This is a genomic window from Ruegeria sp. AM9 (assembly GCF_056540565.1).
Window position 1 is genome coordinate 98,436 of sequence record NZ_JBQFWY010000001.1, and the last position, 26,668, is coordinate 125,103.

Here is a 26,668-nt window from a genome sequence, read left to right on the forward strand (position 1 = left end):
ACCTGTCAAGCGTCGGCATCCGCTTCTAGCCGCGCAACTTCGTCACGGATGCCCTGAGTCAGGGCGTCGGCAAAGCGGTTCAACCGTTCGTTGCGCTGATCGCCCTGGTGCCGGACAAGATAGAAACTGCGGGTCAAACTTACTTGATCCGTCAGGATTTTCCGTAGGTTCCGGTGGAACGGCAGCGTAAAGTCATGGGCCACACACACCCCGGTGCCAAGCGTCACCTGACGCAGTTGAACCGAGACGGAATTCGATGCAAGCGCGACACGGTCAATGCCGATATCGTTGAGATAGTCCAATTCGCGGTCGAAGATCATGTCCGGGATGTAACCAATCAACCGGTGCCCCTTCAGGTCTGCGGCGGTGCGAATGGGGTCGTGGCGTTCCAGATAATCATGGGTCGCCACCAGATGCAGTTTGTAATCGCTGACCCTTTTGACCAGCAGCTTTCCTGCCGTTGGCGCACTGACGGTCAACGCCATGTCCGCTTCACGCCGGGACAGATTGATGATCCGCGGCAAGGCCAGAATCTGGATATCCAGATCGGGGTTGGCATCGCTGATTTTCGCGCAGACCTGCGGCAGCAGATAATTCGCGCTGCCATCGGGCGCACCGATCCGGATCTGACCGCTCAGCGATTTGGTCGAGCCCACCACAGCCCCTGCCGCCGCACGCATCGCTTCCTCGGCCTGCAGACCGTGATCCAACAGGCGCTCCCCTGCAGCGGTCAGCAGATAACCCTGCTGGGACTTCGTGAACAGTGTCGCGTCCAATGTCGCCTCAAGCCGGGCAATGCGCCGCCCGACCGTGGCGGGGTCGATCTTAAGTATACGCCCGGCCGAAGACAGGCTTTCCTCGCGCGCCACGGCCAGAAAAACCCGCATGTCATCCCAGTTCGGGTTCATGTGTCACCTTTTGCATTTTTGCAAAGCTCTTTTGAGACATTGCCTCTGTTCGCGCGATTTCTGCAAGCCTATTGTGCGCTCAAATCTATCGGAGGAGCTATCGATGCAAGACCTGACCCACTTCCTGAATGGCGAGATGACCGCCGGAACCTCTGGTCGTTTCGACGACGTGTTCAACCCGGCAACTGGTGAAGTTCAGTATCGCTGCCCGATGGCCAGTGTTGCGGAAACCACAGCTGCCATCGAGGCCGCCGCTGCGGCTCAACCCGCCTGGGGCGCCACCAACCCGCAGAAGCGCGCACGCGTGATGATGGCCATGGTCGGCCTGATGAACCGTGACATGGACAAGCTGGCCGAAGCGCTGAGCCGCGAGCACGGCAAAACCATCCCCGACGCCAAAGGCGACCTGCAGCGTGGTCTGGAAGTGATTGAATACTGCATCGGCGCGCCGCAGATGCTGAAGGGTGAATTCACCGACAGCGCAGGCCCCGGGATCGACATGTATTCCATGCGTCAGCCGCTGGGTGTTGTCGGTTCGATCATGCCGTTCAACTTCCCCGCCATGATGCCGCTGTGGCACGTTGGTCCGGCTCTGGCCTGCGGCAATGCCGTGGTTCTGAAACCGTCCGAGCGTGACCCGTCGGTGCCGCTGATGTTGGCCGAACTGTTTGTCGAGGCGGGTCTGCCCAAGGGCGTCTTCCAGGTTGTAAACGGTGACAAGGAGGCCGTGGACACCATCCTCGACAGCGAGATTATCCAGGGCGTCAGCTTTGTGGGTTCGACCCCGATCGCGCAATACATCTACAGCCGCGCAACCGCCAACGGCAAACGCGCGCAATGCTTCGGTGGTGCCAAGAACCACATGATCGTCATGCCCGACGCCGATCTGGATCAGGCGGCTGACGCGTTGGTCGGTGCAGGCTTTGGCGCGGCGGGCGAACGCTGCATGGCCGTGTCGGTCGCTGTTCCGGTCGGGGAAGAGACCGCTGACGCGCTTATCGAAAAGCTGATCCCGCGCATCGAGAAACTGAAAGTCGGCCCCTACACCGCAGGCGACGACGTGGACATGGGCCCCGTTGTGACCGGCGCCGCCAAAGAGCGTATCCTCGGCCTGATCAATTCGGGCGTCGAGCAAGGCGCAAAACTGGTTGTCGACAACCGCGACTTCAGCCTGCAGGGCTATGAGGATGGCTTCTTTGTCGGTCCGCACCTGTTCGACCACGTCACGCCCGAAATGGACATCTACAAGCAGGAAATCTTCGGCCCCGTTCTGTCGACCGTCCGCGCGGGGTCGTACGAAGAGGCGATTGGCCTGGCGATGGATCACGAATACGGCAACGGCACTGCGATCTTCACCCGTGACGGTGACACCGCGCGCGACTTTGCCAGCCGGATCAACATCGGCATGGTCGGCATCAACGTTCCGATCCCGGTTCCGCTGGCATACCACACCTTTGGCGGCTGGAAGAAATCCATGTTCGGTGACCTGAACCAGCATGGTCCGGACAGCTTCAAGTTCTACACCCGCACCAAGACCGTCACCGCGCGCTGGCCCTCGGGCATCAAGGAAGGTGGCGAGTTCAACTTCAAGGCAATGGACTGATCCACTGCTGAACTCGGAAACACCCGAACCCGGCCTTTCACAGGCCGGGTTTTTTCGGCAAAGCACCGCCAAAACAGTCATTTTCACGATAAATTCAGCTTGCGCACCCTAGAAAATCGGGGAGATGGCCAATACTTTACGGCAAATTATTGCTCGAGCAGTTCCTGAACCGGAGGCCAATTTGTCAAATCCCCGCATGACTCGCCGCTCTGCATTGCTGGGCGCTGCGTCTCTTCTGGCGACGCCCGCCATCGTACGTGCGCAAAGCAGCGACGCTTTCCCATCCGATGAAGAAGCCATCAGCACGCAGTTGCCGGTACGCCGCAACGTGTCGTCGTTCTCTCAGCAGAACTGGCAGGACCATTTCGACGAGCTGGGCGTTGGCTGTCTGTTGGCCGACATCACCAGCCGCGCGGTGCATTACTGGGGGCCGGACGGCACCTATAAGCTGTACCCAAGTTCGGTCCCGATGAGCGAAGAGCTGACCAAGCGCGGTTACACCAAAGTCGTACGCAAGACGGAATTCCCAAGCTGGACCCCGACCGCATCCATGCGCGAGCGTGACCCGTCCCTGCCCGTTCGGATGGAAGGTGGCGATCCCGGCAACCCGCTGGGCACGCGCGCCATGTATCTGGGCTGGCCAGCTTACTTGGTGCATGGCACCCACGACACGCGCAAGATCGGGCGTCAAAGCTCGTCCGGCTGCATCGGCCTTTACAACCAGCATGTCGAGGAACTGTATCCTCTGGTCCAGATCGGAACGCAGGTCAGGCTGACCTGAAACACAAAGCCCCGGCCATAAGGACCGGGGCTTATTTCTTATCCGGGCGGCGTTATTCCGGCAGGATCACCGCGTCGATCACGTGGATCACGCCATTGGTGGCCTCGATATCGGCCTGCACCACTTCGGCGTCATTGACCTTTACGCCGTTCCGAGCATTCACGCTCAGACGGTCACCCTGAACGGTCAGAACCTTGGCACGCTTGCCGGCGATATCACCTGACATCACCTTGGCCGGAACCACGTGATAGGTCAGGATTTCGACCAGTTGATCCTTGTTTTCCGGCAGCAGCAATGTTTCCACCGTTCCTTCGGGCAGCGCGGCAAAGGCCTCATCAGTCGGCGCGAACACGGTGAACGGCCCATCCCCCTTCAGCGTATCGACCAGCCCGGCGGCCTGCACGGCAGCAACCAGCGTGTTGAACGATCCGGCCGAAACGGCGGTGTCCACGATATCAGCGGCCTGCGCCTTTATAGGCAGAGCAAGGGCAAGTGCGGCGGCGGCGCCCATGAATGTACGGCGAAACATGGCTGTTGTCTCCTCTCCAGCTTGTTATGGAAAGGGGTACGGAGCCTCAGCCGGCCCGGATCACTTTTCTTTGATCTGCACCCAAATGCTCTGCGCGCGGCCATCCTTCAGAAATGGTAAGGCCTCGACCGCATCCGGACGGTCCTGTTGCAGGTAGTATCCGGGCCAAAGCATTGAAAAGGAACCGGATTGCAGCAAGGCGTGCAGCATGTACTGCTCACCCCAGCCCGGACAGTCGTAAAAGAACCGCTTGGGGTATTCATAAGGCAGAAAAACATCGTGGACATGGATCACCACGCCCGCTTTCAGTGCCGGGATGATGCGGCAGAACAGATGCGCCACGTCGTTGCTCATCCGGACCACATGGCTGGAGTCGATGAACAACACATCGCCCGCCTCAAGCTGGTCGAACAGCGCCGGATCAACTTCTTCAAGCCGTTTCTGTTCAAAGTGGTCCACGACATGCGCGATATCTGCGCGGGGGTACGGATCGATTGCGGTGATCTTCGTGTCCAACCCGCCGTCGATGATCGCCTGACGGGTCACGCGGGTCGAGTTGCCACAGCCGACCTCGATCACCCGCTTCGGCGCAAACCGGCGGATCATCAGATACAGCGCGTCGGCGTCGGGGCTGTCGTAATAGCCATTGCCGATCCGATAGCCGGTCTGATTGCGCGCCGGGTCCTTCAGGGCCTCCAGCGCCTCGGCATGTTGGCCGTACTCGGCAACCAGCTGGCCGATATCGAACCCTTCCATCCCCGGTGACAAGGCATAGGCCGGACGGGTCAGCCCGCCTGCCCGTTCGAACGCCTCAAGCCGGGCGCGCTCGTCTTTTTCAGCGGTCTTGTCGATCAGCTTTACCCCCAACTCATCCAGGGCCTCATTGATCTTGGGGAATTTTCTGAGTTTCACGGGCGGCTCCACTTTCCTGTCGCCTGTTCCTTACCGCTGCTTGCCGGGCCTCTGCAAGACGGGCTGCGTCAAACGCTTGGCAAAACAGGAATTTCCGTATTCACTGGTTGGAATAGTTATACGAGGGCCGCCATGCAGCAAGAATACACGCTGGGCATCGAAGAAGAGTATCTGCTGGTCGACCGCGACAGCCTTGAACTTGCCGAAGCCCCCGCCGCATTGATGGAGGCCTGCCAGGCGGATTTCGAAGGGCAGGTCAGCCCCGAATTTCTGCAATGTCAGATTGAGGTCGGCACCCGGCCCCACACGACGGTCAAGTCGGCCCGCGAGGATTTGAAACGCCTGCGCTCGTGCGTGGCCGAACGGGCCGCCGAATACAACCTCGCTCCGATTGCGGTATCCTGCCACCCGTTTGCCGACTGGAAGAAACAGCACCACACCCGCAAGGATCGCTACGACGCGCTACAGCACGCGCTGGGCGGCGTCGCGCGGAGGATGCTGATCTGCGGGATGCACGTTCATGTCGGGGTCGAGGACTCGGCCCTGCGTGCCGACCTGATGCCGCAGCTTTCGTATTTCCTGCCACATCTGCTGGCGCTCTCGACCTCCTCGCCCTATTGGAACGGAGAGGATACGGGGCTGTCGTCCTATCGCCTGACCGTGTTCGACAACCTGCCGCGCACAGGGCTGCCGCCGGTTCTGGCCAGTTGGTCGGATTACGAACGCACCACTGGCATTCTGGTCGAACTCGGCGTGATCGAAGATACGACGAAAATCTGGTGGGACCTGCGCCCGTCTCATCGGTTCCCGACGCTGGAAACCCGGATCATGGATGTGCAGCCAAGGCTGGAACATACGCTTTCGCTGGCCGCTCTGGTGCAGGCCCTGACCCGCATGCTGTGCCGTTTGAAGGACCGGAACTTGCGCTGGCGGCATTACGACCAGTTTTTGATCAGCGAAAACCGCTGGCGCGCGCAGCGGTACGGCGTCGGCGAAGGGTTGATCGATTTCGGAGATCGCTCGATCAAACCCATGCCCGAGCTGATGGGCGAACTGATGGGCCTGCTGGCCGAAGATGCCGAGGCGCTGGGCACCATGACGGAACTGGCCCGCCTGCAGCAGATCGCGCAGACCGGCACCTCGGCCACCCGACAGCGCCGCATCCATGCCGAGGCCGAGGCAATGGGCGATGATCCCGGCAAGGCGGTGGTTCGGCATCTGATCGAAGAGTATCACCTGGACCTTTGACAAATCCGCACGTGATTGCTGGCCCTGCAAAACTTCTGTAAGAATTCAGAAATAAACAGTCGTTCAATTCGTTTGGCAGCGTGGGAGGCAAGCCTTGGATTTTGCACTGACGGAAGAGCAAACCGCGATCTTCGATATGGCCTATGGTTTCGGGCAGGACAACATCGCACCCAACGCCTGCCAATGGGAGGCTGATGGAACCATCCCCAAGGATCTCTGGCCGCAGATCGGAGAGCTGGGGTTTGGTGGGCTTTATGTTTCCGAAGACAGCGGCGGGTCTGGCCTGACACGTCTGGACGCGACGCTGGTGTTCGAGGCGCTTTCGATGGCATGCCCATCAGTCGCGGCGTTCCTGTCGATCCACAACATGTGCGCCAAGATGCTGGACAATTTCGCCAGCGACGACCTGAAATCCCGCATCATGCCCGATGTGCTGAGCCTGAACACCGTGCTTAGCTATTGCCTGACCGAACCCGGATCGGGCTCAGACGCCGCTGCGCTGAAAACCCGCGCCGAACGCACCAATGAAGGCTATACGCTGAACGGCACCAAGGCGTTTATCTCGGGCGGCGGCTATTCCGACGCCTATGTCTGCATGGTGCGCACCGGGCAGGATGGCCCCAAGGGGATCTCGACGGTCTATGTCGAGGACGGCGCGCCCGGCCTCAGCTTTGGAGCACTGGAACAGAAGATGGGCTGGAAAAGCCAGCCAACGGCGCAGGTGCAGTTCGACGATTGCAAAATCCCGGCAGGCAACCTCGTGGGCACCGAAGGTGACGGTTTCAAATACGCGATGATGGGCCTGGATGGCGGGCGGTTGAACATCGCCTCCTGCTCGTTGGGGGCCGCGCAGGCCGGGTTGGACATGACGCTGCAATACATGTCGGAACGCAAGGCCTTTGGCCAATCCATCGACCAGTTTCAGGCGCTGCAATTCCGGCTGGCCGACATGGAGATCGAACTGCAGGCCGCCCGCACCTTTCTGCGGCAAGCCGCATGGAAGCTGGATCAGGGCGCACCCGATGCCACCAAGTTCTGCGCCATGGCCAAGAAATTCGTGACCGAGACCGGGTCCAAGGTTGTGGACCAATGCCTGCAACTGCATGGTGGCTACGGGTATCTGGCGGATTATGGAATCGAGAAACTGGTCCGCGATCTCCGCGTGCATCAGATTCTGGAAGGCACGAATGAAATCATGCGGGTCATTGTCGCCCGACAAATGCTTGCCGAACGCTGAGGGGCCCATGCCTGACATCGACATCCGCATCACTGGCCGCGCCGGGCGTATCACGCTGACCCGCCCCAAAGCACTGAACGCACTGACCTATGACATGTGTATGGCGATCGACACCGCGCTGCGGAACTGGCGCGAAGATGACGCCGTGGATCTGGTCATTCTGGATGCCGAGGGCGACAAGGCCTTTTGCGCAGGCGGAGACATTGCCGACCTCTACGCAACCGGTATCAAGAGTGACTACGATTACGGCCGCACCTTTTGGCAAGACGAATACCGGCTGAACGCGCTGATCTTCGAATACCCCAAACCGGTTGTCAGCTTCCTTCAGGGCTTCACCATGGGCGGCGGCGTTGGCATCGGTTGCCACGGTAGCCACCGCATTGTTGGTGAAAGCTCGAAAATTGCTCTGCCTGAGTGTTCCATTGGACTGGTGCCGGATGTCGGCAGTACCTTGATGCTGGCACTGGCCCCCGGTCGGTTGGGCGAGTATCTGGGCACCACCGGCCACCGCATGGGACCAAGTGATGCGATCTTTGCCGGTTTTGCCGACCACTACATCCCCCTCGCCGAGTGGACCGATCTGATCGAGATGCTCGAGGCGTCGGGTGACACCGAAATGCTGCAAAAACACGCGGCGGCGGCACCCGCCAGCGAACTGGAACGTCAGCAGCCTGAAATTGATACCTGTTTTGACGGTGAAAGCCTCGGGGACATCCTGAATACCCTGGCTCATTCACAACACGAGGTGGCTAATGAGGCGCGCAAACTCATGGACCGCAACTCGCCGCTTTCCATGGCCTGCACGGTCGAGATGCTGCACCGGTTGCGCACTCCCAGCCTGACACAGCGCAAAGCGCTGGAGCTGGAGTACCGCTATACCTTCCGCGCGATGGAGCACGGGGATTTTCTGGAAGGCATTCGCGCCCAGATCATCGACAAGGACCGCACGCCGCACTGGCAGTTTGCCGATCAGGCCGTGCCTGCGGTCGCGGTGTCCAAGATGTTGCAGCCGCTGGGCGCAGACATGCTGACTTTTGAGGAGACATAAGAGATGAAAATCGGGTTTATCGGCTTGGGCAACATGGGCAATCCAATGGCCGCCAATCTGGCAAAGGCCGGACATGAGGTGACGGGCTTTGACATGGCCGATGTCGAGGTTGCCGGCGTCACCCTGGCCGGATCGGGCGTCGATGCCGCCGCCGGTGCCGAAATCGTTATCACAATGCTCCCGAACGGTCAGATTCTGCGCGCGGTCGCGAATGAGATCATCCCCGTGATGCAGTCGGGGTCTGTGTGGATTGACTGCTCGACCGTCGATGTCGACAGCGCCCGCGCCGTCGCGAATCAGGCGAAAGAGTCCGGTATCCTCGCGGTTGATGCTCCGGTGTCAGGCGGGATCGGTGGCGCGGCGGCTGGCACGCTTACCTTCATGGCCGGCGGCAGCGACGACGCTTTTGCCAAGGCCGAACCCCTTTTCGAAATCATGGGCCAAAAGGCCGTGCATTGCGGAGAATCCGGCGCCGGTCAGGCCGCGAAAATCTGCAATAACATGATCCTGGGCGTCACCATGATCGCCACCTGCGAAGCCTTTGCGCTGGCCGACAAACTTGGGCTGGACCGGCAAAAGATGTTCGACGTGGTCAGCACCTCTTCGGGCTATAGCTGGACGATGAACGCCTATTGCCCTGCCCCCGGCGTCGGCCCGACCAGCCCGGCGGATAACCAGTACCAGGCCGGCTTTGCCGCCGAACTGATGCTGAAGGACCTGCGGCTCAGCCAACAGGCTGCGGAAAGCGCGGATGCCGACACGCCGATGGGTCAGGCCGCAACCGCACTTTATGAGCAGTTTGTCGAGGCTGAGGGCGGTCTGGGAATGGACTTCTCGGCCATGCTGCCACGGTTCGAAAAACGCGGGCGCAGCTAAGAGCTGTCCCCGTGGGCGGCTTCCTGCCCATGGGGTTGACCCTTGGACCAGCCACGGCCATCTATTCTTAGCCCCAGTGTTCACGCGAAAGGAAGTAAGATGTCGCGCGTTTTGACCATCTCGACGACAATTCTCGCGCTTGCGTTTAGCTCGGGCATGGCCTTGGCTGGAAACGGAAAAGGTAAGGCCGGATACTGCCCGCCGGGTCTGGCGAAGAAAGCCGTGCCTTGCGTGCCGCCGGGACAGGTCAAAAACCTGTATCGCACGGGTGACTATATCAACAGCGATTATCGCTGGATCAATGATCCGTACAGCTACGGGCTGAATCGCGGCAGCTACATCCGCGCCGGTGACTATGTCTATCGTGTCGACCCCGACACACGAAAGGTGCTGAACCTGATCGGTGCGGTGGTTGATATCCTCAACTGAGGATCAGCCCCTTTACTCCGCCGCGACCCGCGCGCCATCCAACATCTGCTTCAGATACCGACCGGTATGGCTGCGCTCGACTGCGGCCACGCCCTCGGGCGTTCCGGTTGCCACGATCTCTCCCCCGCCATCGCCGCCCTCGGGGCCAATGTCGATGATATGGTCGGCGGTTTTCACGACGTCCAGATTGTGTTCGATCACAACGACCGTGTTTCCCTGATCCACCAATTCGTGCAGCACTTCCAAAAGCTTACGCACATCTTCGAAATGCAGACCGGTGGTCGGTTCGTCCAGGATATACAGCGTCCGCCCGGTTGAGCGTTTGGACAATTCCTTGGACAGCTTCACCCGCTGCGCCTCACCACCAGACAGGGTGGTCGCCTGCTGGCCAACCTTGATATAGCCCAGCCCAACCCGCGCCAGAGCATCCATCTTGTCACGGATCGACGGCACGGCCTTAAAGAACTCCTGCGCGTCTTCCACTGTCATATCAAGGACATCGGCGATGGACTTGCCCTTGAACTTGATCTCCAAAGTCTCGCGGTTATAGCGCGCGCCCTTGCAGGTTTCGCAGGTCACATAAACGTCGGGCAGAAAGTGCATTTCGATCTTGATGACACCGTCACCCTGACAGGCCTCACACCGGCCGCCCTTGACGTTAAAGCTGAAGCGACCGGGTTTGTAACCGCGCGCCTTTGCCTCGGGCAGACCGGCGAACCAGTCTCGGATCGGGGTGAAGGCCCCGGTGTAAGTCGCTGGATTCGAACGCGGAGTCCGCCCAATCGGGCGCTGGTCAATATCGATGACCTTGTCCAGAAGTTCCAACCCTTTGATCGTTTCACAAGGCGCTGGCGTCTGGCGCGCACCATTCAGACGCATCGAGGCGGTCTTGAACAGCGTCTCGATGGTCAGCGTCGACTTGCCGCCGCCGGACACACCGGTCACGCAGACGAACTTACCCAACGGGAAGTCAGCGGTGACTTTCTTAAGGTTGTTCCCGGTCGCCTTGACCACCGAGACCTTTTTCTTGTTCCCCTTGCGCCGTTTCGACGGAACCGGAATCTCGCGCGTACCGGCCAGATATTGTCCGGTCATCGAGGCCGCATCGGATGCGATCTGATCCGGCGTGCCCTCGCTGACCACCTGCCCGCCATGCACACCGGCGCCGGGACCGATATCGAAGACGTAGTCCGCCTCACGGATGGCTTCCTCGTCATGTTCGACGACAATCACGGTATTCCCCTGATCGCGCAGGTTCTTGAGCGTACCCAGTAGCCGATCGTTGTCGCGTTGATGCAAACCTATCGAAGGCTCGTCCAACACATACAGAACCCCGGTCAGGCCCGAGCCGATCTGGCTGGCCAGGCGAATCCGCTGACTTTCACCGCCAGACAATGTGCCACTTGAGCGGGACAGCGTAAGGTATTCCAAACCCACGTTATTCAGAAAACCCAACCGTTCACGAATTTCCTTCAGAATCGCCCGTGCAATCTCGTTCTTCTGAACGCTCAGATGGTTCGGAGCATCCTCGACCCAAGCCAACGCCTCTTTGATCGACATCTGCACCACCTGCCCCACATGCAGGCCAGCGATCTTGACCGCCAGAGCCTCGGGGCGCAGGCGATACCCTTCGCAGGAGCCACACGGGCGGTTGTTCTGGTAGCGTTCAAACTCTTCCCGAATCCAGGCGCTATCAGTTTCGCGATAGCGCCGCTCCATATTGGGAATCACACCCTCAAAGCTGCGGGTGACCTGATAGACCCGCCCGCCTTCGTCGTAGCGGAACTGGATTTCCTCATCGCCAGACCCGCGCAGAAACACCTGTTGCACCTTGGCAGGCAGATCCTTCCACGGCGTGTTCTTGTCAAACTCGTAGTGGCGCGCGATGGCCTCGATGGTTTGCAAGAAATACGGCGATTTGCCTTTGCGCCACGGGGCCAAGGCACCGTCATAGAGCTTCAGCGTCTGGTCCGGCACCACCAGCCGTTCGTCAAAGAACAGCTCGACCCCCAAACCATCGCAATCCGGGCAGGCCCCGAAAGGTGCGTTGAACGAAAACAAGCGGGGTTCGATCTCGGGGATGGTGAAGCCGCTGACCGGACAGGCAAAATTCTCACTGAATGTAATGCGTTCCGGGTCACCTCCGCGCGGCGCGGTTTCCAGAACCGCAATACCGTCCGCCAGATCCAGCGCAGTACGCAAACTGTCGGCTAGTCGCGTCTCCATCCCGTCGCGCACGACAAGACGGTCGACCACGACATCGATATCGTGCCGGAACTTCTTGTCCAGCGTGGGAGGCTCATCAAGCTCGTAGAACTCGCCATCCACCTTCACGCGCTGAAAACCCTGCTTACGCAGCTCGAGGAATTCCTTTTTGTACTCGCCCTTCCGGTCCCGCACGATGGGCGCCAGAAGATAGCCACGCGTGCCCTCCTCCATCGTCATGATGCGGTCGACCATGTCCTGAACCTGCTGCGCCTCAATCGGTTGACCCGTCGCGGGGCTGTAGGGCGTGCCTGCGCGGGCAAACAGAAGGCGCAAATAGTCGTAAATCTCGGTGACCGTGCCAACGGTCGAGCGCGGGTTCTTCGACGTGGTTTTCTGTTCGATCGAAATTGCCGGGGACAGGCCACTGATGTGATCCACATCAGGCTTTTCCATCATATCAAGGAACTGGCGCGCATAGGCCGACAGGCTTTCGACATAGCGGCGCTGGCCTTCGGCATAGATCGTATCGAACGCCAACGAAGACTTGCCCGAGCCAGACAGCCCGGTGATCACCACCAGCTGATCCCGCGGGATATCGACGTCGATGCCTTTGAGGTTATGCTCGCGCGCGCCGCGCACCTCGATATTCTTCAGCTCAGCCATTTTGGCCCCCAACACACAAGTGTCCTAGAAATAGGCGAGCCACACCGAGTCTCCAACAGAAAAATTAGAACAAAGTGTGAACTACCGGAATATTGCCGACATCTCCTGACATCAAAACCCTGAACCAGTGTATGCCCTTTGAAAGGGGTTCGAATTTCATTGGCATGTAAGGGAAATGGCGCGGTTGACGGGGCTCGAACCCGCGACCCCCGGCGTGACAGGCCGGTACTCTAACCAACTGAGCTACAACCGCGCATCTATTTCGTGGCCTTTGACCTGGACCAAGGATGGCAGCGATGGCGCGGTTGACGGGGCTCGAACCCGCGACCCCCGGCGTGACAGGCCGGTACTCTAACCAACTGAGCTACAACCGCCCGCTGCCCGTTCGTTGCTGAACGTTGGGGTGTATTATGGCTACGGTCGGGCAGCGTCAAGCGGCGTTTTGAAGTTTTTTTCCAGATCGCAAAATTTGTTCCCCGCCGCCGGCGCATATCCCCTGCCAACCGCGCCATTCACGCATTCATCGTGCATTGGGATATGCCACAGCTAAGGGCTGGAATCATTTACCCCAAACACCTGCCGAAATCCCATGAATTCGACCCTGCACGGCACCACATCAAACACGCATAAGATGTGCATCTTTGCATTAATCCGAGCATAAGGATCAATAGAACCACTCCTGTTCGCGACGTCATCCTGCACTCTCTTTTCTGTCGTCATTTTTCGGCCACATTGCGTGTGCATGAGACGACACAGTGTATCAAAACAAAAAAATCTCGGACTATCGGCTTGCACCGGCAAGTTTCGAAGTGAAAGTATCCGAGGAAAAAAGCAGGCCCCGATTTTCCGGGGTGAAATGGAAGGTTAACACAATCCAAGACAGTGCATTGTAGCTGCCCTCTGGTTGTGTTGTGTAAAATGGAAGTAGGAAATGTCAGCTGTAAATGAGTTTTACCCCGGCGCCAGCCTAACCGGTCATGAATATGTCGACGGATTGATTTGGGGGACGTCTTGGAACTTGGGCACTTCGGCCGGAGGCCCCCCCGGTACAATCACGTATTCCTTTGCGGACAGTTCCATACAGGGTTTCGCGAATATGCACGAATACGAAAAGCAGGCCTTCCGCCAAGCCCTGGCCATTATCGAAACCTTCATCCCGATTAAATTTGTCGAAGTTGGGTTCCTCGCGCCTCAGGGCACACCTTATTACGAGAATATTTCGTGGGGTCTTGTGCACTCAGACATCCTTGGCGGAGGCCTGGGCTTTCACCAGGTTCCTGGCGACGAGGGCATCTTTGAACCAGACTTCAACATTCCGACATTGTTCGGGATGTTCTCCTATAACACCCCCCTGTTCAGCCAGGAAGCGCTGGCCATGGGCGGTGAAGGGTTCGCAACCATCGTGCACGAAATCCTGCACGGCCTCGGCCTGGCCCACCCGCATGACGAAGGCGGAAGCTCGACCATTTTCGACGGCGTGACGGAGCCCTTCGGCGATTATGGCACCGATGGCCAAAACCAGGGTGTCTACACGATCATGTCCTATAATTCGGGCTATGCATCGAATGTTCCGGTCACGGACTACACCTATGGTCAGGCAGCGGGACCGATGGCCCTGGATATCGCCGCTTTGCAGGCCATTTACGGTACGGTCGCGCATGCCACAGGCAACGACGTCTACCAAATCAAGGGTACGAATGGCGCGGGAACGTTCTGGAAGGCCATTTGGGACACCGGTGGAAATGACTCGATTTCTGCGATTGGCGTATGGGGCGATGTCTACATCAACCTCAACGATGCCGATCTTGAAGGCAGCGACGCAGGCGGGCAGATTTCATCTGCGGCTGGCGTTGCTGGCGGGTTCACCATCGCCAACACCGTAGTCATCGAAAACGCGTTCGGCGGGTACGGAAATGACTGGTTGGTCGGTAACGAAGTCAACAACTACCTGGGCGGCGGCGTTGGCAACGACACCCTTGCCGGGGCGGGCGGCAACGACTGGATTTTCGGCGGCGCAGGCAATGACACAATTACCGGCGGCATTGGCGATGACACCTTGTCGGGTGACAATGGCAACGACTGGTTTGTAAACAAAGACGGCGACGGCAACGACACGATCGACGGCGGTCAGGGTTTGGACTGGTTGCAGTATACAGGCTCTAACGGGGCCACCGTGGACCTGTCGAACGATGGCGCTCAGAACACCGGCTATGGCATCGACACCATCCAAAACATCGGGCACGTGATCGGTTCCGCGCAGAACGACAGCATCACCGGCGACGAGCTGACCAATTATTTGGTGGGCAATGCCGGCAACGACTTTCTGGACGGCGGCATTAAAAATGACGTCCTGAGAGGTGGTGCCGGCAACGATGCCGTGCTTGGCGGCCGAGGCTGGGATACTCTATACGGCGGCAAAGGTGATGACATCCTGGTCGGTGGCGTCGGGCGGGACGACATGACCGGTGGCGCCGATAGCGACACCTTCGTCTTCAACTCGATCGACGAGGGGTCTGCCATCCGTCAGACCGCCGATCTGATCCGTGACTTCACCCGTGGTGAGGACAAGATCGACCTGAGCGCCATTGATGCCAGCACGGTACTGGTCGGCAACGACGCCTTTGTCTTCAACGGAGAAACCCCGGCGACGAACTCTGATCAGGGCGAGATTTATTTCGTACACAGTGACCTCGAAGGCACCCTGTATGACAGGACTTTCGTCTATGTGGATACTGATGGCGACGAAGAACCTGAGATGATGATCAAACTCGTCGGACTGCACGACCTGACTGCAGACGATTTCATCCTGTAAAGACCTGCCGAAAGGTAACAGGCAGCAGGCTTCTGCTGCCTGTTTTTTGTGTCCGCAATTTCAAGAATTGCGCGTTTGGTGCTCTTGCAAGCCTGTAGAACTCTCTGTATTACGCGTCCTCACGGGTGATTAGCTCAGTGGTAGAGCGCTTCGTTCACATCGAAGATGTCAGGAGTTCAAATCTCTTATCACCCACCATTCCCCTACTTGTACGGCTGCGCTGGTTTTGCCCTGTCCTGACAGGCGCTTGCCAGAAATTGTCGCAACTGCGTATCCTGCCCTGAACGGCCGCATCACCATGCGGCGATGATGGATGGGGTACGGTCGTGGCCAGATTGAAACGGGATATCGGCCTGCTCGGCCTGACCTTCATTTCGGTCGGCGGCATCATCGGGTCCGGGTGGTTGTTTGGCCCTCTTCTCGCCGTTCAGCACGCAGGTCCGGCTGCCGTGATCTCGTGGATCATCGGTGCCGTGGCCATGTTCGTGCTGGCGATCACCTTTGCCGAGATCTCGGCCATGCTGCCGATTCCCGGCGGCATTGCGCGGGTGCCGCAGTTCTCGCATGGCAATATCGTCTCGATGGCGATGGGGTGGACGGCCTGGATCGGCTATAACACCACCGCTCCGATCGAGGTTGAGGCCATGCTGAAATACCTCGCCCCCTATGCTCCGTGGCTGCACACGGCCGAAACCGGAGACCTGACCGGAGCGGGCATCACCGTCGCCCTGTTCTTCATGTTGCTCTTCGTCGCGGTCAACGCGTTGGGCGTCAAGTTTTTCACTCAGGTAAACGCGGCGCTGACTTGGGCCAAAATCGCGATCCCGGTCGTTTTGACTACCTTGCTGATCGTCAATCGTTTCGACGCGCAGAACTTCACCCAGCCAGACGGCTTCGCGCCCTACGGGTTGCAGGGCATCATGGCCGCCGTTTCGACCGGAGGGGTTATCTTTTCCTTTATCGGATTTCGCCACATAGTCGACATGGCTGGTGAGGTCCGAAATCCGAAATTCGCCATCCCCGCTGCGCTGGTCCTGTCCATAGTGCTGTGCGCGGCCATTTATCTGGGCCTGCAAATCGCTTTTGTCGGGGCACTGGATGCCGACATGCTGAAAAACGGCTGGGCCAGCCTTAGTTTCGGCGGCCAAGGTCCGCTGGACGGGGTTATCATCTCGGTCGGGTTTGTCTGGTTTTTGAGCGTTTTGAACATCGGGTCGGTGATCGGGCCGTTTGGCAACGGGCTGGTTGCAACGGGATCAAACGCCCGGATCGCAATGGCTTTGTCGAAAAACGGATTTCTGCCGGAACGATTGATGACGCTTTCTTCATTCGGTGTGCCTTTGTGGGCGCTGGCACTGAACTTTCTGATCGGAGTGCTGTTTCTGCTGACGGTTCCGTTCACCACTGTCATCGCGCTCAACGGTGCCGCAATTGTGTTGTCGTTCGCGGTTGGCCCGATTGCCGTCGTGTGCCTGCGCCATCTGATGCCGGACCACCCACGATCCATCCGCATCCCCGCCGTAAAACTTGTCGCGGTGTCGGCCTTCGCCATCGCAACGCTGGTCGTCTACTGGAGCGGCTGGGACACGGTCTGGCGTCTTGGCATCGCGCTGATTATCGGAATGATCCTGCTGCTGGCGCGGTTCCGTAATCGGCTGGATGAGATGGACGTGACCGAAGCCCTGTGGCTGTTGCCGTACCTGATCGGGATCGGCTTAATTTCCTATCTCGGTCAGTTCGGGGACGGCGCGCTGAAGCAAATCCCGTTTGGGTGGGACATCGCGCTTTGCGTGCTGTTTTCCGCTGTGATCTTTGGGCTCGCGGTACGCTCGGCTCTGCCCGCAGAAAAGTTTCGGGAATACATCGCCGAGGAAGAGATTCTGGACCCAAAAAAACCCATTGTCGGGTTGTAAAAAAGGCGGGGGTGCCCCCGCCTTTGATCTGTTTAATGTGCTGTTGCGGATCGCCCGGCATCTTCGGCCGCCTTGGCCGCCGCTGCTGCGGCCTCTTCCGCCGCCTCATCCCATTCAACCGGCTCCGGCTCGCTGATCAGCGCGTGTTTCAGCACTTCTGAGACATGCGTGACCGGGATGATCTCCAGCCCTTCTTTCACGTTGTCCGGAATCTCGGCCAGATCCTTTTCGTTCTCTTCCGGGATCAGAACGGTCTTGATGCCGCCACGCAGGGCCGCCAGCAGTTTTTCTTTCAAACCACCAATCGGCATCGCGTTGCCACGCAGCGAAACCTCACCAGTCATCGCGATATCCTTGCGCACCGGAATGCCGGTCAGCACCGACACGATCGAGGTCACCATCGCCAGACCGGCACTTGGGCCGTCTTTGGGCGTCGCCCCATCCGGAACGTGGACGTGGATGTCCAGCGTGTCGAATTTCGGCGGCTTCACCCCGATCTGAGGCGAGATTGAGCGCACATAGGACGAGGCCGCGTCGATGGATTCCTTCATCACATCGCCCAGCTTACCGGTGGTCTTCATCCGCCCCTTGCCGGGCAGCTTCAGCGCCTCGATATGCAGCAAGTCGCCACCGACCGATGTCCACGCCAGACCGGTGACAACACCGACCTGATCGTCCTGTTCAGCCAGCCCATAGCGGTATTTCGGAACACCAAGGAACTCATCCAGATTGTCGGGCGTCACGGTGACGTCTTCCGCTTCTTTCTTGATGATCTTGGTCAGCGACTTCCGCGCTACTTTCGCGATCTCTCGCTCAAGATTCCGCACGCCCGCTTCACGGGTATAGGTGCGGATGATTTTTTGCAGCGCCTCATCGGTCAGTTCAAATTCTTTGGCCTTGAGGCCATGGTTCTTGACCTGCTTGCTGATCAGGTGCTGCTTGGCGATCTCGCTCTTTTCCTCTTCGGTGTAACCGGCCAGCGGGATGATCTCCATCCGGTCCAGCAGAGGCCCAGGCATGTTATAGCTGTTGGACGTGGTCAGGAACATCACGTTGGACAGGTCATATTCGACCTCAAGATAGTGGTCCATGAATGTGCTGTTCTGTTCCGGATCCAGCACCTCAAGCATCGCTGAGGCCGGATCGCCACGGAAATCCTGACCCATTTTGTCGATTTCATCCAACAAGATCAGCGGGTTCGTGGTTTTCGCCTTTTTCAGCGCCTGAATGATCTTACCGGGCATCGAGCCGATATAGGTCCGACGGTGGCCCCTGATCTCGGATTCGTCGCGCACACCACCCAGCGAGATGCGAATGAATTCGCGCCCCGTGGCTTTGGCAACCGATTTACCCAAGCTGGTTTTACCCACGCCCGGAGGGCCGACAAGGCACAGGATCGGGCCTTTCAGCTTTTTCGAACGCTGCTGAACCGCGAGGTACTCGACAATCCGTTCCTTGACCTTCTCAAGGCCATAATGATCGGCGTCCAGAATATCCTGCGCCCGGCCCAAATCCTTTTTGACGCGGGATTTGGTGCCCCACGGCAGCGACAGAATCCAGTCCAGATAATTGCGCACAACGGTGGCCTCAGCCGACATCGGGCTCATGTTGCGCAGCTTTTTCAGCTCGCCTTCGGCCTTTTCACGCGCCTCTTTCGACAGCTTGGTCTCGTTGATCTTGGCTTCCAGTTCGGCGACTTCGTTGCTGCCGTCCTCGCCATCGCCAAGTTCCTTTTGAATGGCCTTCATCTGCTCATTCAGGTAATACTCGCGCTGCGTCTTCTCCATCTGGGTTTTGACGCGGGTCTTGATCTTTTTCTCGACCTGCAGAACCGACATTTCGCCCTGCATCAGGCCATAGACTTTCTCAAGCCGCTCGCTGACACTGAGCGTCTCAAGCAGTTCCTGCTTTTGTTCAACCTCGATGCCCAGATGACCTGACACGAGGTCGGCCAGCTTGGCAGGTTCAGTGGTCTCACCGACGGCGGTCAGGGCTTCCTCGGGGATGTTCTTGCGCACCTTGGCATAGCGCTCGAACTCATCCGCGACGGTGCGCAGCAGCGCTTCGGTCGTGGTGACATCGCCCGGAATTTCGGTCAGATACTCGGCGCGGGCTTCGAAAAACTCTTCGTTTTCAAGGAAATCCGTGATCTGCACACGTGCCTGCCCTTCGACCAGCACTTTGACGGTGCCATCGGGCAGTTTCAGCAATTGCAATACATTTGCCAGGACGCCCGACCGATAGATGCCGTCCACAGTCGGATCGTCATCACCCGGATCAATCTGACTGGACAACAGAATCTGCTTGTCGTCCTGCATCACTTCTTCCAAAGCGCGGACGGATTTTTCCCGACCCACGAACAGCGGCACGATCATGTGCGGGAACACCACAATATCGCGCAGCGGAAGTACGGGGTACGAGGAATTCAGAGGCTCTTGCATGCTCAATCCTTATCGTTGGCAAGATGGCTCCGGTCCCTGAATAAGGCAACGCTCGGCCATCTCCTGTCTTGGACGATAAAGGTGGGGCCTCATCGCCCTTTTTCAACCTTACCGTCGTGTATCACGATTCAGAATGACCCGAGGTTTTCCGGACTGCAAGGTATCGCGCCGACATATCCACCATTTTTGCAAAATGGCGCTATCGCGGCGTGATTAGAGCGGCTCGATATCCCCCTGCGCCCGTTGCGCATGAAATTCGGCCTGCCAAGCCTCAAACGTGCCCGCCGCGATGGCGTCGCGCATACCCTGCATGATTTCCTGGAAATAATGCAGGTTGTGCCAGGTCAGCAGCATGCCCGAGATCATCTCGTTCGAGCGAAACACATGGTGCAGATAGGCGCGAGAGTAATTCGAACAGGCCGGGCATGTGCACTGCTCGTCCAGCGGGCGCGGGTCGTCGGCGTGGCGGGCGTTCTTGATGTTCACGACACCATGCCGGGTAAACACCTGCCCGGTGCGGCCCGAACGTGAAGGCAACACACAGTCCATCATGTCGATACCGCGTGCAACGGCGCCAACGATGTCGTCCGGTTTCCCAACCCCCATCAGGTAGCGCGGCCTGTCGACCGGCAGGAAATCGGGGGCGTAGTCGAGACAGTCGAACATGGCCTCCTGCCCCTCGCCCACAGCCAGACCACCGACAGCATAACCTTCGAATCCGATCTGCTTAAGCGCCTCGGCGCTTTCTTCGCGCAGGTCCTTCTCCAAACCGCCCTGCATAATGCCGAACAGCGCGTGGCCGGGGCGATCTCCAAACGCTTCACGCGACCGTTCGGCCCACCGCATCGAGAGGCGCATCGACTCGGCGATGCGCTCCCGATCCGCAGGCAAGGCCGGGCATTCGTCGAAACACATGACAATGTCAGAGCCCAGCAGCCGCTGGATCTCCATCGACCGTTCCGGTGTCAACTCATGCTTGGACCCGTCGACATGGGATTTGAACGTCACGCCCTTTTCGGTCAGCTTACGCAGTCCGGCCAGCGACATGACCTGAAACCCGCCCGAGTCGGTCAGAATGGGCCGATCCCAATTCATGAACTTGTGCAGCCCGCCCAATCGGTCAATGCGTTCAGCCGTAGGGCGCAACATCAGGTGATAGGTGTTGCCCAGCAGGATATCTGCTCCGGTTGCGCGCACGCTTTCGGGCATCATCGCCTTGACTGTCGCCGCCGTGCCGACGGGCATGAAGGCAGGCGTCCGCACCTCGCCGCGCGGCGTCTTGATCACGCCGGTTCTCGCCTTGCCGTCGGTGGCTTTCAGGTCAAAAGAAAAACGCTCGGTCATGGGGTTGCCTCGGGGTCGCTGAACCGGGTGGGATGTGCCCGATCTGCCGGGCCATTGCAACCCGTCAGGGCAGTGACGCGACACGCTCGGTAAACAGTTGCACGACCCCTGCCCCGTCCACATCCCGGCACACGCGGACCGCAGGCCGCGATGGATCGGGACGGGTAGCGCCAATCTCTGGCCCTTCGGTCACCACGCTCAGCCCGGTTTCGACCATGTCGAACATCGGCTCGTGCGTGCAGGCAATCACCGCAGTTGAATCGTGCAGGCCGCACCCTTCGAGCCCGCCAACCTCTTTGTAGAACTTCAGATAGAACTTGGAGATATCGCGCAGAAATCCACCCATATCTTTGGATCGCTCGGCTAGCGCTTCGAAATCGGCGGTCTCATAGAGGGTTTTCAGAGTCACATCCAATCCCACCAGAACGGTTTCCGGCGGCGCGGCAAAGACGATATCCGCGGCCCGGGCGTCGTGATAAATGTTGGCCTCGGCATGAAGGTTCACATTGCCGGGGCAATACACTGCACCGCCCATCACGACCAAACGGCTGATATTGTGCGAGAACTCAGGGTCCAACTGCATCGCCAGGGCGATATTGGTCAGCGGGCCAACCGCACAGACGACCAATTCGCCCTTATGGCGACGCGCCGTATCGACAAGGAACTCGGCCGCAGACACATCGTGGTTTGTGCCGATATCAGGGATTTCAGTAATGTCGCCAAAACCTTCCGGGCCATGCACGTGCTCGGACGGGGTATGATGGCTCTGCCCCAGCGCGTACGAGGCCCCCTCGGCAACCGGTGCGTCCAGACCCAGTTTATCCAGCAAAAACCGCGCGTTGCGGCTGGATTGGTGCACATGCGTGTTGCCAAATACCGTGGTCAGCCCGATCAGGTCGATTTCGGGTGCGGCTGCGGCATAGGCGATTGCCATGGCATCGTCGATGCCGGGGTCTGTGTCGATGATCAGTTTCATCCCTGCCCGATACCGCAAACACCTTGGGATGCAAAGCGGTCACAATCCGAATTTTCCACCCCGCATCCACAACTTCATAGATTTGCATCCACGCCTGTTCACCCCATACCAGAGTTGAAATCGGGCGACTCAATCCCCATATGTATACTATAGTACACAATAAAAGAGGACAGAAATGATAGGCATGAACGAAGACCAGATCGTTGGATTGTTGACGTCGAACATAATTTACGTGTTGGCGGCGGTGCTGATCGTCGTTGTCATTTTCAAGGGCATCAAAATCGTTCCGCAATCTGAGAAATATGTGGTCGAACGGTTCGGGCGCTTGCATTCGGTGCTTGGCCCCGGCATCAACTTTATTGTTCCTTTTCTGGATGTTGCCCGCCACAAGATATCCATTCTTGAACGCCAGCTGCCAAACGCAACGCAGGACGCGATCACCAAGGACAACGTGCTGGTGCAGATCGACACCTCGGTGTTTTACCGCATTCTCGAACCGGAAAAGACGGTATATCGTATTCGGGACGTCGACGGCGCGATTGCAACAACCGTCGCCGGTATCGTGCGGGCGGAAATCGGCAAAATGGACCTGGATGAGGTCCAGTCGAACCGTGCGCAACTGATCGAGCGTATACAAGAAAGCGTCGAAACCGCTGTTGACGACTGGGGCATCGAAGTGACCCGTGCCGAAATTCTGGACGTGAATCTGGATCAGGCAACCCGCGACGCGATGCTGCAACAGTTGAACGCCGAGCGCGCCCGCCGCGCACAAGTGACCGAGGCCGAAGGCCAGAAGCGCGCAGTCGAACTGAGCGCCGATGCCGAGTTATACGCCGCCGAACAAACCGCAAAGGCTCGCCGCATTCAGGCCGAGGCCGAAGCTTATGCAACCGGCGTGGTCGCCAAGGCCATTCAGGACAACGGCATCGAGGCCGCGCAGTATCAGGTTGCCCTGAAACAAGTTGAGTCGCTGAATGCGCTGGGAAAGGGAAATGGCTCGCAAACCATTGTTGTGCCCGCCAACGCGCTTGAGGCCTTTGGCGATGCCTTCAAGATGCTGAGAGGAGGAAAATAATGGCTGATCCCTTCTGGCTGACCTGGTGGATCTGGCTGGCCGCAGCGCTGGCGCTCGGAATCCTCGAGATCGTGCTGCCCGGATTTATCTTTCTGGGCTTTGCGATCGGGGCAGCAATCACCGGGTTGATGCTGGTTATCCCTGGAATGGCTCCCTCGCTGCCGGTTTTGCTGCTGATCTTCGCGGCATTGTCCCTGGTCGCGTGGCTGGTGCTGCGGCGTGTCTACTCCCTGCCCCATGGTCAGGTGAAGACCTTCCGGCATGACATCAACGACTAAGATCTGCGGGCGCCCCTCAGGGGGCGTCATTGCACCTCTGGACGCTGCCACAGGCTTTCCCTATATAATTGCTCAGGAACCAGACCCGAGGCACGAATGACTCATCCGAGTGAACAGCTGGAAGGCACGCCCCTGATTGCGCCTTCATCCATCGAGCATCCCCTGTACGACGCAGTGGTAGAAGCCTGCCGTACGGTCTTTGACCCGGAAATCCCGGTGAATATTTACGATCTGGGTTTGATCTACACGATCGACATCACTCAGGAAAACGCGGTGAAAGTCATTATGACACTGACCGCACCCGGCTGTCCGGTCGCCGGAGACATGCCCGGCTGGATCGTCGAAGCGATCGAACCGGTCGCAGGCGTCAAGGAAGTTGACGTGGAACTGACATGGGAACCGCCCTGGGGCATGGAGATGATGTCGGACGAAGCGCGGCTGGAACTTGGATTCATGTAAGCCGGGCGGAATAAGTCTTTGTCGCAAAAGATTTATTTTTCTGTCATCATCCCGTCGAAAAACCGTTACTTAACTTGAGAATAGTCCCGGCGTGTTGATGCTTGCATCCCATTGAGAGCACAGCGCAGGTCGGGACAAGCAATTGTCCCCCGCTTACCCCGGCCTAGCGACCAGAATAAGAGACCGCTCTTGCCCGAGAGCGGTCTTTTTCTTTTTTTGACGGGTTACTGCACCCCGCACGTTGATTTGATCTCGGCCGCTCTTTCATCCAACGCTTTTACATAATCGCCGGACAGCATAGACAACCTTTTGTTTTCGGTGCCTGTCATCAACCCCAACAATGCACCGGCGGGTGTAAGTGCGGCCACACTTTCAAGCTGTTGATCCTGCGCGTGCTTTTTCTCGGCTGCAATCGCGCGCAAATCGCCTTCGGCAGTGGCGCAATTGACCGGATGTGTTTTTTGCGCAGTTTCGGCCAAGGCCGCACCTGCGATTACCGCAAGAATTGACGCCAAAGCCATGTTTTTGCTGATAACTTTATGCGCAGTCATTTCATCTCACCTTATCTCAATCCGTCTGAAAACCCTTGAGCTCAGCTAAAGTCACCTGATTTCAAAAGGCAAGCGTCATTCCCCGAACGGCAGAAAAGTTAGGTAAGCAGCGCTGCTATGTCTTGAGCCGTTGCCCTCTCAGCACTAAATTGGAGTCTACGCGCGACAACGGAGATCACAATGTTCGGCATTCCCGGCAAACAGGCCGTGACCATGACGCCCAAAGCGTCAGAGCAGATCGTCCGCCTGATGAAATCAGGTGGTCATGCTGGTCTGCGTATTGGCGTCAAGAAAGGCGGTTGCGCCGGCATGGAATACACCATGGACTATGTCGATCAGGCTGACGCGAATGATGAGGTCGTGGAACAGGACGGCGCGCGGGTCATGATTGCTCCGATGGCGCAGATGTTCCTGTTCGGGACCGAGATCGACTATGAGGTCTCGTTGTTGGAAGCCGGTTTCAAATTTCGCAATCCGAACGTTGTCGACGCCTGCGGGTGTGGCGAGTCGATCAAGTTCGACGAGGGGCTGACGCCCCAATCCTAAGATGCCTGAAGATGGACGTAGGTCTCATTGAACCGGCGAGTCAGATGCTCGCCAGCGCGAATGATCTGGCCTGAGTTTGGCGGTGCAACATTGGTATCGTAGGACGGATTGAAAAACAGCGGCACCGACAGCCGCTCCTGCGCACCGCCGACCACACGATGCAGCGTTGCCTTGACCTGCCCCGCCGTCCAGAACTCCAACATCTCACCGAAATTGATGATGAAGGTCCCTGGCGCGGCCTCGACCTTTGCCCAGCTTTGGTCGGGCATCCTAACCTCAAGCCCCGAGGTGCCGTCGGTCGCCAGCAGGGTCAGGCAGCCGTAATCCGTATGCGCGCCGATGCCAAAGTCGCGATCTCCTGCCCAGTCCGGGCGCTGCGGATAGTAATTGCCGCGCAGCAGCGCCATCGGCGTATCAAACGCGGCATCAAAGCTGTTCTCTGCGCGCCCCAGCGCCACCGCAATCGCACGCAGAACCCGCATCGTGACCGCGCAAGCATCTGTGTAGTAGGCCCGGATTGTTTCCCTGAACGCGGGCGGGTTATCCGGCCACAGGTTTGGAGCGTAGACACCCAGATCCGCGTCGGCGTACGGACTGTTCGCAGGCAATTCATAGCCGCAGTCGAACACTTCCTTAAAGTCAGGATTTGCTTCCGGATCGACCTGCTCGGACCGTGGCGCGCCCCAGCCCCGGTTGGCCCCGGTCAACGCCATATCGACCCGTTTCTTCTGGGCCTCGGGCAAGTGAAAGAACGTGCGATACGCGCCCAGAACCTGACGTACGCGGTCACCGTCCAGCCCGGTGTTCGAGACGGTCAGGAACCCCACTTCACCCACCGCGCGCAGCAACTTGCCAAGCTCGGCGGGATCGCGTTGGTCCAGCTTTGTCAGATCAAGGTTTTCAATCATACGCCCGTTCCTTTCTGCGCGCGGACACTGCCGTTTTGCGGTCCGCTCTGCAACCGGAATTGTCAGTCCGGACTGGCGATGCTATCCGGTTTGCAGAACACCGATACTTAAGGGAGATTGGGACATGCGGCGTAAGCTGGCGGCTGGCAATTGGAAAATGAACGGAACCACGGCAACGCTGAGCGAATTGGGGGCTCTGGCCCGTGCCTTCCCTGCTCCGACCGTGGACGTACTGATCTGCCCACCCGCCACCCTGCTGCACCGCGCCGCCGAGGCCGTGCGGGAAACGAGAATCACCGTCGGCGGACAGGACTGCCATGCGGCGACGTCCGGCGCGCATACCGGCGATATCAGCGCGGACATGCTGGTGGATGCCGGGGCGAACGCGGTCATTCTGGGCCATTCCGAGCGCCGTGAGGATCACGACGAGCAGAACGAAGACGTGCGCGTCAAGGCTCGTGCGGCCATGGATGCCGGGCTGAAGGCGATCATCTGCGTCGGCGAAAGCCTGGAGCAGCGCGAGGCCGCCAATACGCTGGACATCATCGGAGGCCAGATGTCGGGCTCGATCCCTGACCAATCGACGGGTGAAAACCTGATCGTCGCCTATGAACCGATCTGGGCCATTGGCACCGGCAAGGTCCCCACGCTGGACGAAATCGGAGAGGTTCACGACTTTATTCGTGCCCGCCTAGAACGGCGTTTCGGTGAAGGCGTCGGCCGCTCGGTGCGTCTGCTTTACGGCGGCTCGGTCAAACCATCCAACGCGACCGAGATCTTTGACGTGTCAAACGTGGATGGAGCGCTGGTCGGCGGTGCCAGCCTGAAGGCCACGGACTTTTCCGCAATTGTCGAGGCATTGGAGAAAGCCTGAGCGCGACTCATCGATTTTATCCTGCGGGAAAAGAACTAGTTGAATTCGC

At 58.7% G+C, this 26,668-nt stretch carries 23 protein-coding genes and 3 tRNA genes; 15 read left to right on the forward strand and 11 right to left on the reverse strand.

Annotated features, from left to right (window positions below):
* Nucleotides 1–5: 5 nt before the first annotated feature.
* On the reverse strand, nucleotides 6–908 hold the full coding sequence (locus tag ACR0DO_RS00535; RefSeq protein WP_170442507.1) for a LysR family transcriptional regulator: 903 nt from the start codon (nucleotides 906–908) through the stop codon (nucleotides 6–8).
* A gap of 103 nt (nucleotides 909–1,011) precedes the next feature.
* Between ACR0DO_RS00535 and ACR0DO_RS00540 the strand changes: the two genes are divergently transcribed.
* Nucleotides 1,012–2,511 (forward strand): CoA-acylating methylmalonate-semialdehyde dehydrogenase, encoded by a 1,500-nt coding sequence (locus ACR0DO_RS00540; RefSeq protein WP_170671331.1) that lies wholly within the window; start codon nucleotides 1,012–1,014, stop codon nucleotides 2,509–2,511.
* Nucleotides 2,512–2,707: 196 nt separating this feature from the next.
* The gene (locus tag ACR0DO_RS00545) at nucleotides 2,708–3,292 is read left to right on the forward strand and encodes a L,D-transpeptidase (RefSeq protein WP_480556145.1); all 585 of its coding nucleotides are present in this window, start codon (nucleotides 2,708–2,710) and stop codon (nucleotides 3,290–3,292) included.
* 52 nt (nucleotides 3,293–3,344) lie between these two features.
* Here ACR0DO_RS00545 and ACR0DO_RS00550 read toward each other — a convergent pair whose 3' ends face one another.
* Together ACR0DO_RS00550 and ACR0DO_RS00555 are read right to left on the reverse strand one after the other, a co-directional pair.
* A complete protein-coding gene (locus ACR0DO_RS00550) occupies nucleotides 3,345–3,821 on the reverse strand; it encodes a fasciclin domain-containing protein (protein WP_480556146.1) in 477 nt (158 codons plus the stop codon).
* A 60-nt stretch (nucleotides 3,822–3,881) separates the two neighbouring features.
* Nucleotides 3,882–4,733, reverse strand: a complete 852-nt coding sequence (locus tag ACR0DO_RS00555) for a class I SAM-dependent methyltransferase (RefSeq protein WP_480556147.1) — start codon at nucleotides 4,731–4,733, stop codon at nucleotides 3,882–3,884.
* A 132-nt stretch (nucleotides 4,734–4,865) separates the two neighbouring features.
* Between ACR0DO_RS00555 and ACR0DO_RS00560 the strand changes: the two genes are divergently transcribed.
* The 5 genes from ACR0DO_RS00560 to ACR0DO_RS00580 all read left to right on the forward strand — a co-directional run bounded on the left by ACR0DO_RS00560 (nucleotide 4,866) and on the right by ACR0DO_RS00580 (nucleotide 9,571).
* Nucleotides 4,866–5,981, forward strand: a complete 1,116-nt coding sequence (locus ACR0DO_RS00560) for a carboxylate-amine ligase (RefSeq protein WP_170442497.1) — start codon at nucleotides 4,866–4,868, stop codon at nucleotides 5,979–5,981.
* A 94-nt stretch (nucleotides 5,982–6,075) separates the two neighbouring features.
* Nucleotides 6,076–7,218: an acyl-CoA dehydrogenase family protein gene (locus tag ACR0DO_RS00565; protein ID WP_480556148.1), complete on the forward strand. Its 1,143-nt coding sequence runs from the start codon at nucleotides 6,076–6,078 to the stop codon at nucleotides 7,216–7,218.
* Nucleotides 7,219–7,225: 7 nt separating this feature from the next.
* Nucleotides 7,226–8,266, forward strand: a complete 1,041-nt coding sequence (locus ACR0DO_RS00570; RefSeq protein ID WP_480556149.1) for an enoyl-CoA hydratase/isomerase family protein — start codon at nucleotides 7,226–7,228, stop codon at nucleotides 8,264–8,266.
* A 3-nt stretch (nucleotides 8,267–8,269) separates the two neighbouring features.
* Nucleotides 8,270–9,142 carry a 3-hydroxyisobutyrate dehydrogenase gene (gene mmsB, locus ACR0DO_RS00575; RefSeq protein WP_480556150.1) on the forward strand — a complete coding sequence of 291 codons (873 nt, stop codon included), beginning with the start codon at nucleotides 8,270–8,272 and terminating at the stop codon, nucleotides 9,140–9,142.
* A gap of 99 nt (nucleotides 9,143–9,241) precedes the next feature.
* Nucleotides 9,242–9,571 carry a hypothetical protein gene (locus ACR0DO_RS00580; protein ID WP_480556151.1) on the forward strand — a complete coding sequence of 110 codons (330 nt, stop codon included), beginning with the start codon at nucleotides 9,242–9,244 and terminating at the stop codon, nucleotides 9,569–9,571.
* A 12-nt stretch (nucleotides 9,572–9,583) separates the two neighbouring features.
* On the opposite strand, the gene uvrA is transcribed toward ACR0DO_RS00580, so the two are convergent.
* From uvrA to ACR0DO_RS00595, 3 genes are all read right to left on the reverse strand, one after another.
* On the reverse strand, nucleotides 9,584–12,442 hold the full coding sequence (gene uvrA, locus ACR0DO_RS00585; RefSeq protein ID WP_480556152.1) for an excinuclease ABC subunit UvrA: 2,859 nt from the start codon (nucleotides 12,440–12,442) through the stop codon (nucleotides 9,584–9,586).
* A gap of 176 nt (nucleotides 12,443–12,618) precedes the next feature.
* Nucleotides 12,619–12,695 (reverse strand) — tRNA-Asp (locus ACR0DO_RS00590).
* 44 nt (nucleotides 12,696–12,739) lie between these two features.
* Nucleotides 12,740–12,816, reverse strand: a tRNA-Asp gene (locus tag ACR0DO_RS00595).
* 557 nt (nucleotides 12,817–13,373) lie between these two features.
* Here ACR0DO_RS00595 and ACR0DO_RS00600 point away from each other — a divergent pair.
* The 3 genes from ACR0DO_RS00600 to ACR0DO_RS00610 all read left to right on the forward strand — a co-directional run bounded on the left by ACR0DO_RS00600 (nucleotide 13,374) and on the right by ACR0DO_RS00610 (nucleotide 17,167).
* Complete coding sequence (locus ACR0DO_RS00600; RefSeq protein WP_480556153.1) at nucleotides 13,374–15,254, forward strand: M10 family metallopeptidase; 1,881 nt, start codon at nucleotides 13,374–13,376, stop codon at nucleotides 15,252–15,254.
* A 123-nt stretch (nucleotides 15,255–15,377) separates the two neighbouring features.
* Nucleotides 15,378–15,452, forward strand: a tRNA-Val gene (locus ACR0DO_RS00605).
* A gap of 128 nt (nucleotides 15,453–15,580) precedes the next feature.
* Nucleotides 15,581–17,167, forward strand: coding sequence for an APC family permease (locus ACR0DO_RS00610; protein WP_480556154.1), 1,587 nt, complete (start codon nucleotides 15,581–15,583; stop codon nucleotides 17,165–17,167).
* A gap of 32 nt (nucleotides 17,168–17,199) precedes the next feature.
* Here the strand turns inward: ACR0DO_RS00610 and lon are convergent, their stop codons facing one another.
* The 3 genes from lon to ACR0DO_RS00625 all read right to left on the reverse strand — a co-directional run bounded on the left by lon (nucleotide 17,200) and on the right by ACR0DO_RS00625 (nucleotide 21,928).
* Nucleotides 17,200–19,608, reverse strand: coding sequence for an endopeptidase La (gene lon / locus ACR0DO_RS00615; RefSeq protein ID WP_480556155.1), 2,409 nt, complete (start codon nucleotides 19,606–19,608; stop codon nucleotides 17,200–17,202).
* A 213-nt stretch (nucleotides 19,609–19,821) separates the two neighbouring features.
* A complete protein-coding gene (tgt, locus tag ACR0DO_RS00620) occupies nucleotides 19,822–20,952 on the reverse strand; it encodes a tRNA guanosine(34) transglycosylase Tgt (protein WP_480556156.1) in 1,131 nt (376 codons plus the stop codon).
* 64 nt (nucleotides 20,953–21,016) lie between these two features.
* Nucleotides 21,017–21,928, reverse strand: coding sequence for a nucleoside hydrolase (locus tag ACR0DO_RS00625; protein WP_480556157.1), 912 nt, complete (start codon nucleotides 21,926–21,928; stop codon nucleotides 21,017–21,019).
* A gap of 184 nt (nucleotides 21,929–22,112) precedes the next feature.
* On the opposite strand from ACR0DO_RS00625, the gene ACR0DO_RS00630 reads away from it, so the two are divergent.
* The 3 genes from ACR0DO_RS00630 (at nucleotide 22,113) to ACR0DO_RS00640 (ending at nucleotide 23,740) form a co-directional block, all read left to right on the forward strand.
* Nucleotides 22,113–23,003 carry an SPFH domain-containing protein gene (locus ACR0DO_RS00630; protein WP_480556954.1) on the forward strand — a complete coding sequence of 297 codons (891 nt, stop codon included), beginning with the start codon at nucleotides 22,113–22,115 and terminating at the stop codon, nucleotides 23,001–23,003.
* Nucleotides 23,003–23,281 (forward strand): NfeD family protein, encoded by a 279-nt coding sequence (locus tag ACR0DO_RS00635; protein ID WP_480556158.1) that lies wholly within the window; start codon nucleotides 23,003–23,005, stop codon nucleotides 23,279–23,281. Before ACR0DO_RS00630 ends, ACR0DO_RS00635 begins: the two co-directional genes overlap by 1 nt.
* Before the next feature lie 96 nt (nucleotides 23,282–23,377).
* Entirely contained in the window at nucleotides 23,378–23,740 is a 363-nt protein-coding gene (locus tag ACR0DO_RS00640; RefSeq protein WP_170324781.1) for an SUF system Fe-S cluster assembly protein, read from the forward strand.
* A gap of 224 nt (nucleotides 23,741–23,964) precedes the next feature.
* Here ACR0DO_RS00640 and ACR0DO_RS00645 read toward each other — a convergent pair whose 3' ends face one another.
* Entirely contained in the window at nucleotides 23,965–24,291 is a 327-nt protein-coding gene (locus ACR0DO_RS00645; protein WP_480556159.1) for a hypothetical protein, read from the reverse strand.
* A 180-nt stretch (nucleotides 24,292–24,471) separates the two neighbouring features.
* Here ACR0DO_RS00645 and ACR0DO_RS00650 point away from each other — a divergent pair, with 180 nt between their 5' ends.
* A complete protein-coding gene (locus tag ACR0DO_RS00650) occupies nucleotides 24,472–24,837 on the forward strand; it encodes a HesB/IscA family protein (RefSeq protein ID WP_480556160.1) in 366 nt (121 codons plus the stop codon).
* On the opposite strand, the gene ACR0DO_RS00655 is transcribed toward ACR0DO_RS00650, so the two are convergent.
* Nucleotides 24,834–25,745, reverse strand: a complete 912-nt coding sequence (locus ACR0DO_RS00655; protein ID WP_480556161.1) for an isopenicillin N synthase family dioxygenase — start codon at nucleotides 25,743–25,745, stop codon at nucleotides 24,834–24,836. The two genes, ACR0DO_RS00650 and ACR0DO_RS00655, sit on opposite strands and share 4 nt — an antisense overlap.
* 124 nt (nucleotides 25,746–25,869) lie before the next feature.
* Between ACR0DO_RS00655 and tpiA the strand changes: the two genes are divergently transcribed.
* On the forward strand, nucleotides 25,870–26,619 hold the full coding sequence (gene tpiA, locus ACR0DO_RS00660) for a triose-phosphate isomerase (RefSeq protein ID WP_480556162.1): 750 nt from the start codon (nucleotides 25,870–25,872) through the stop codon (nucleotides 26,617–26,619).
* Nucleotides 26,620–26,668 lie beyond the last annotated feature (49 nt).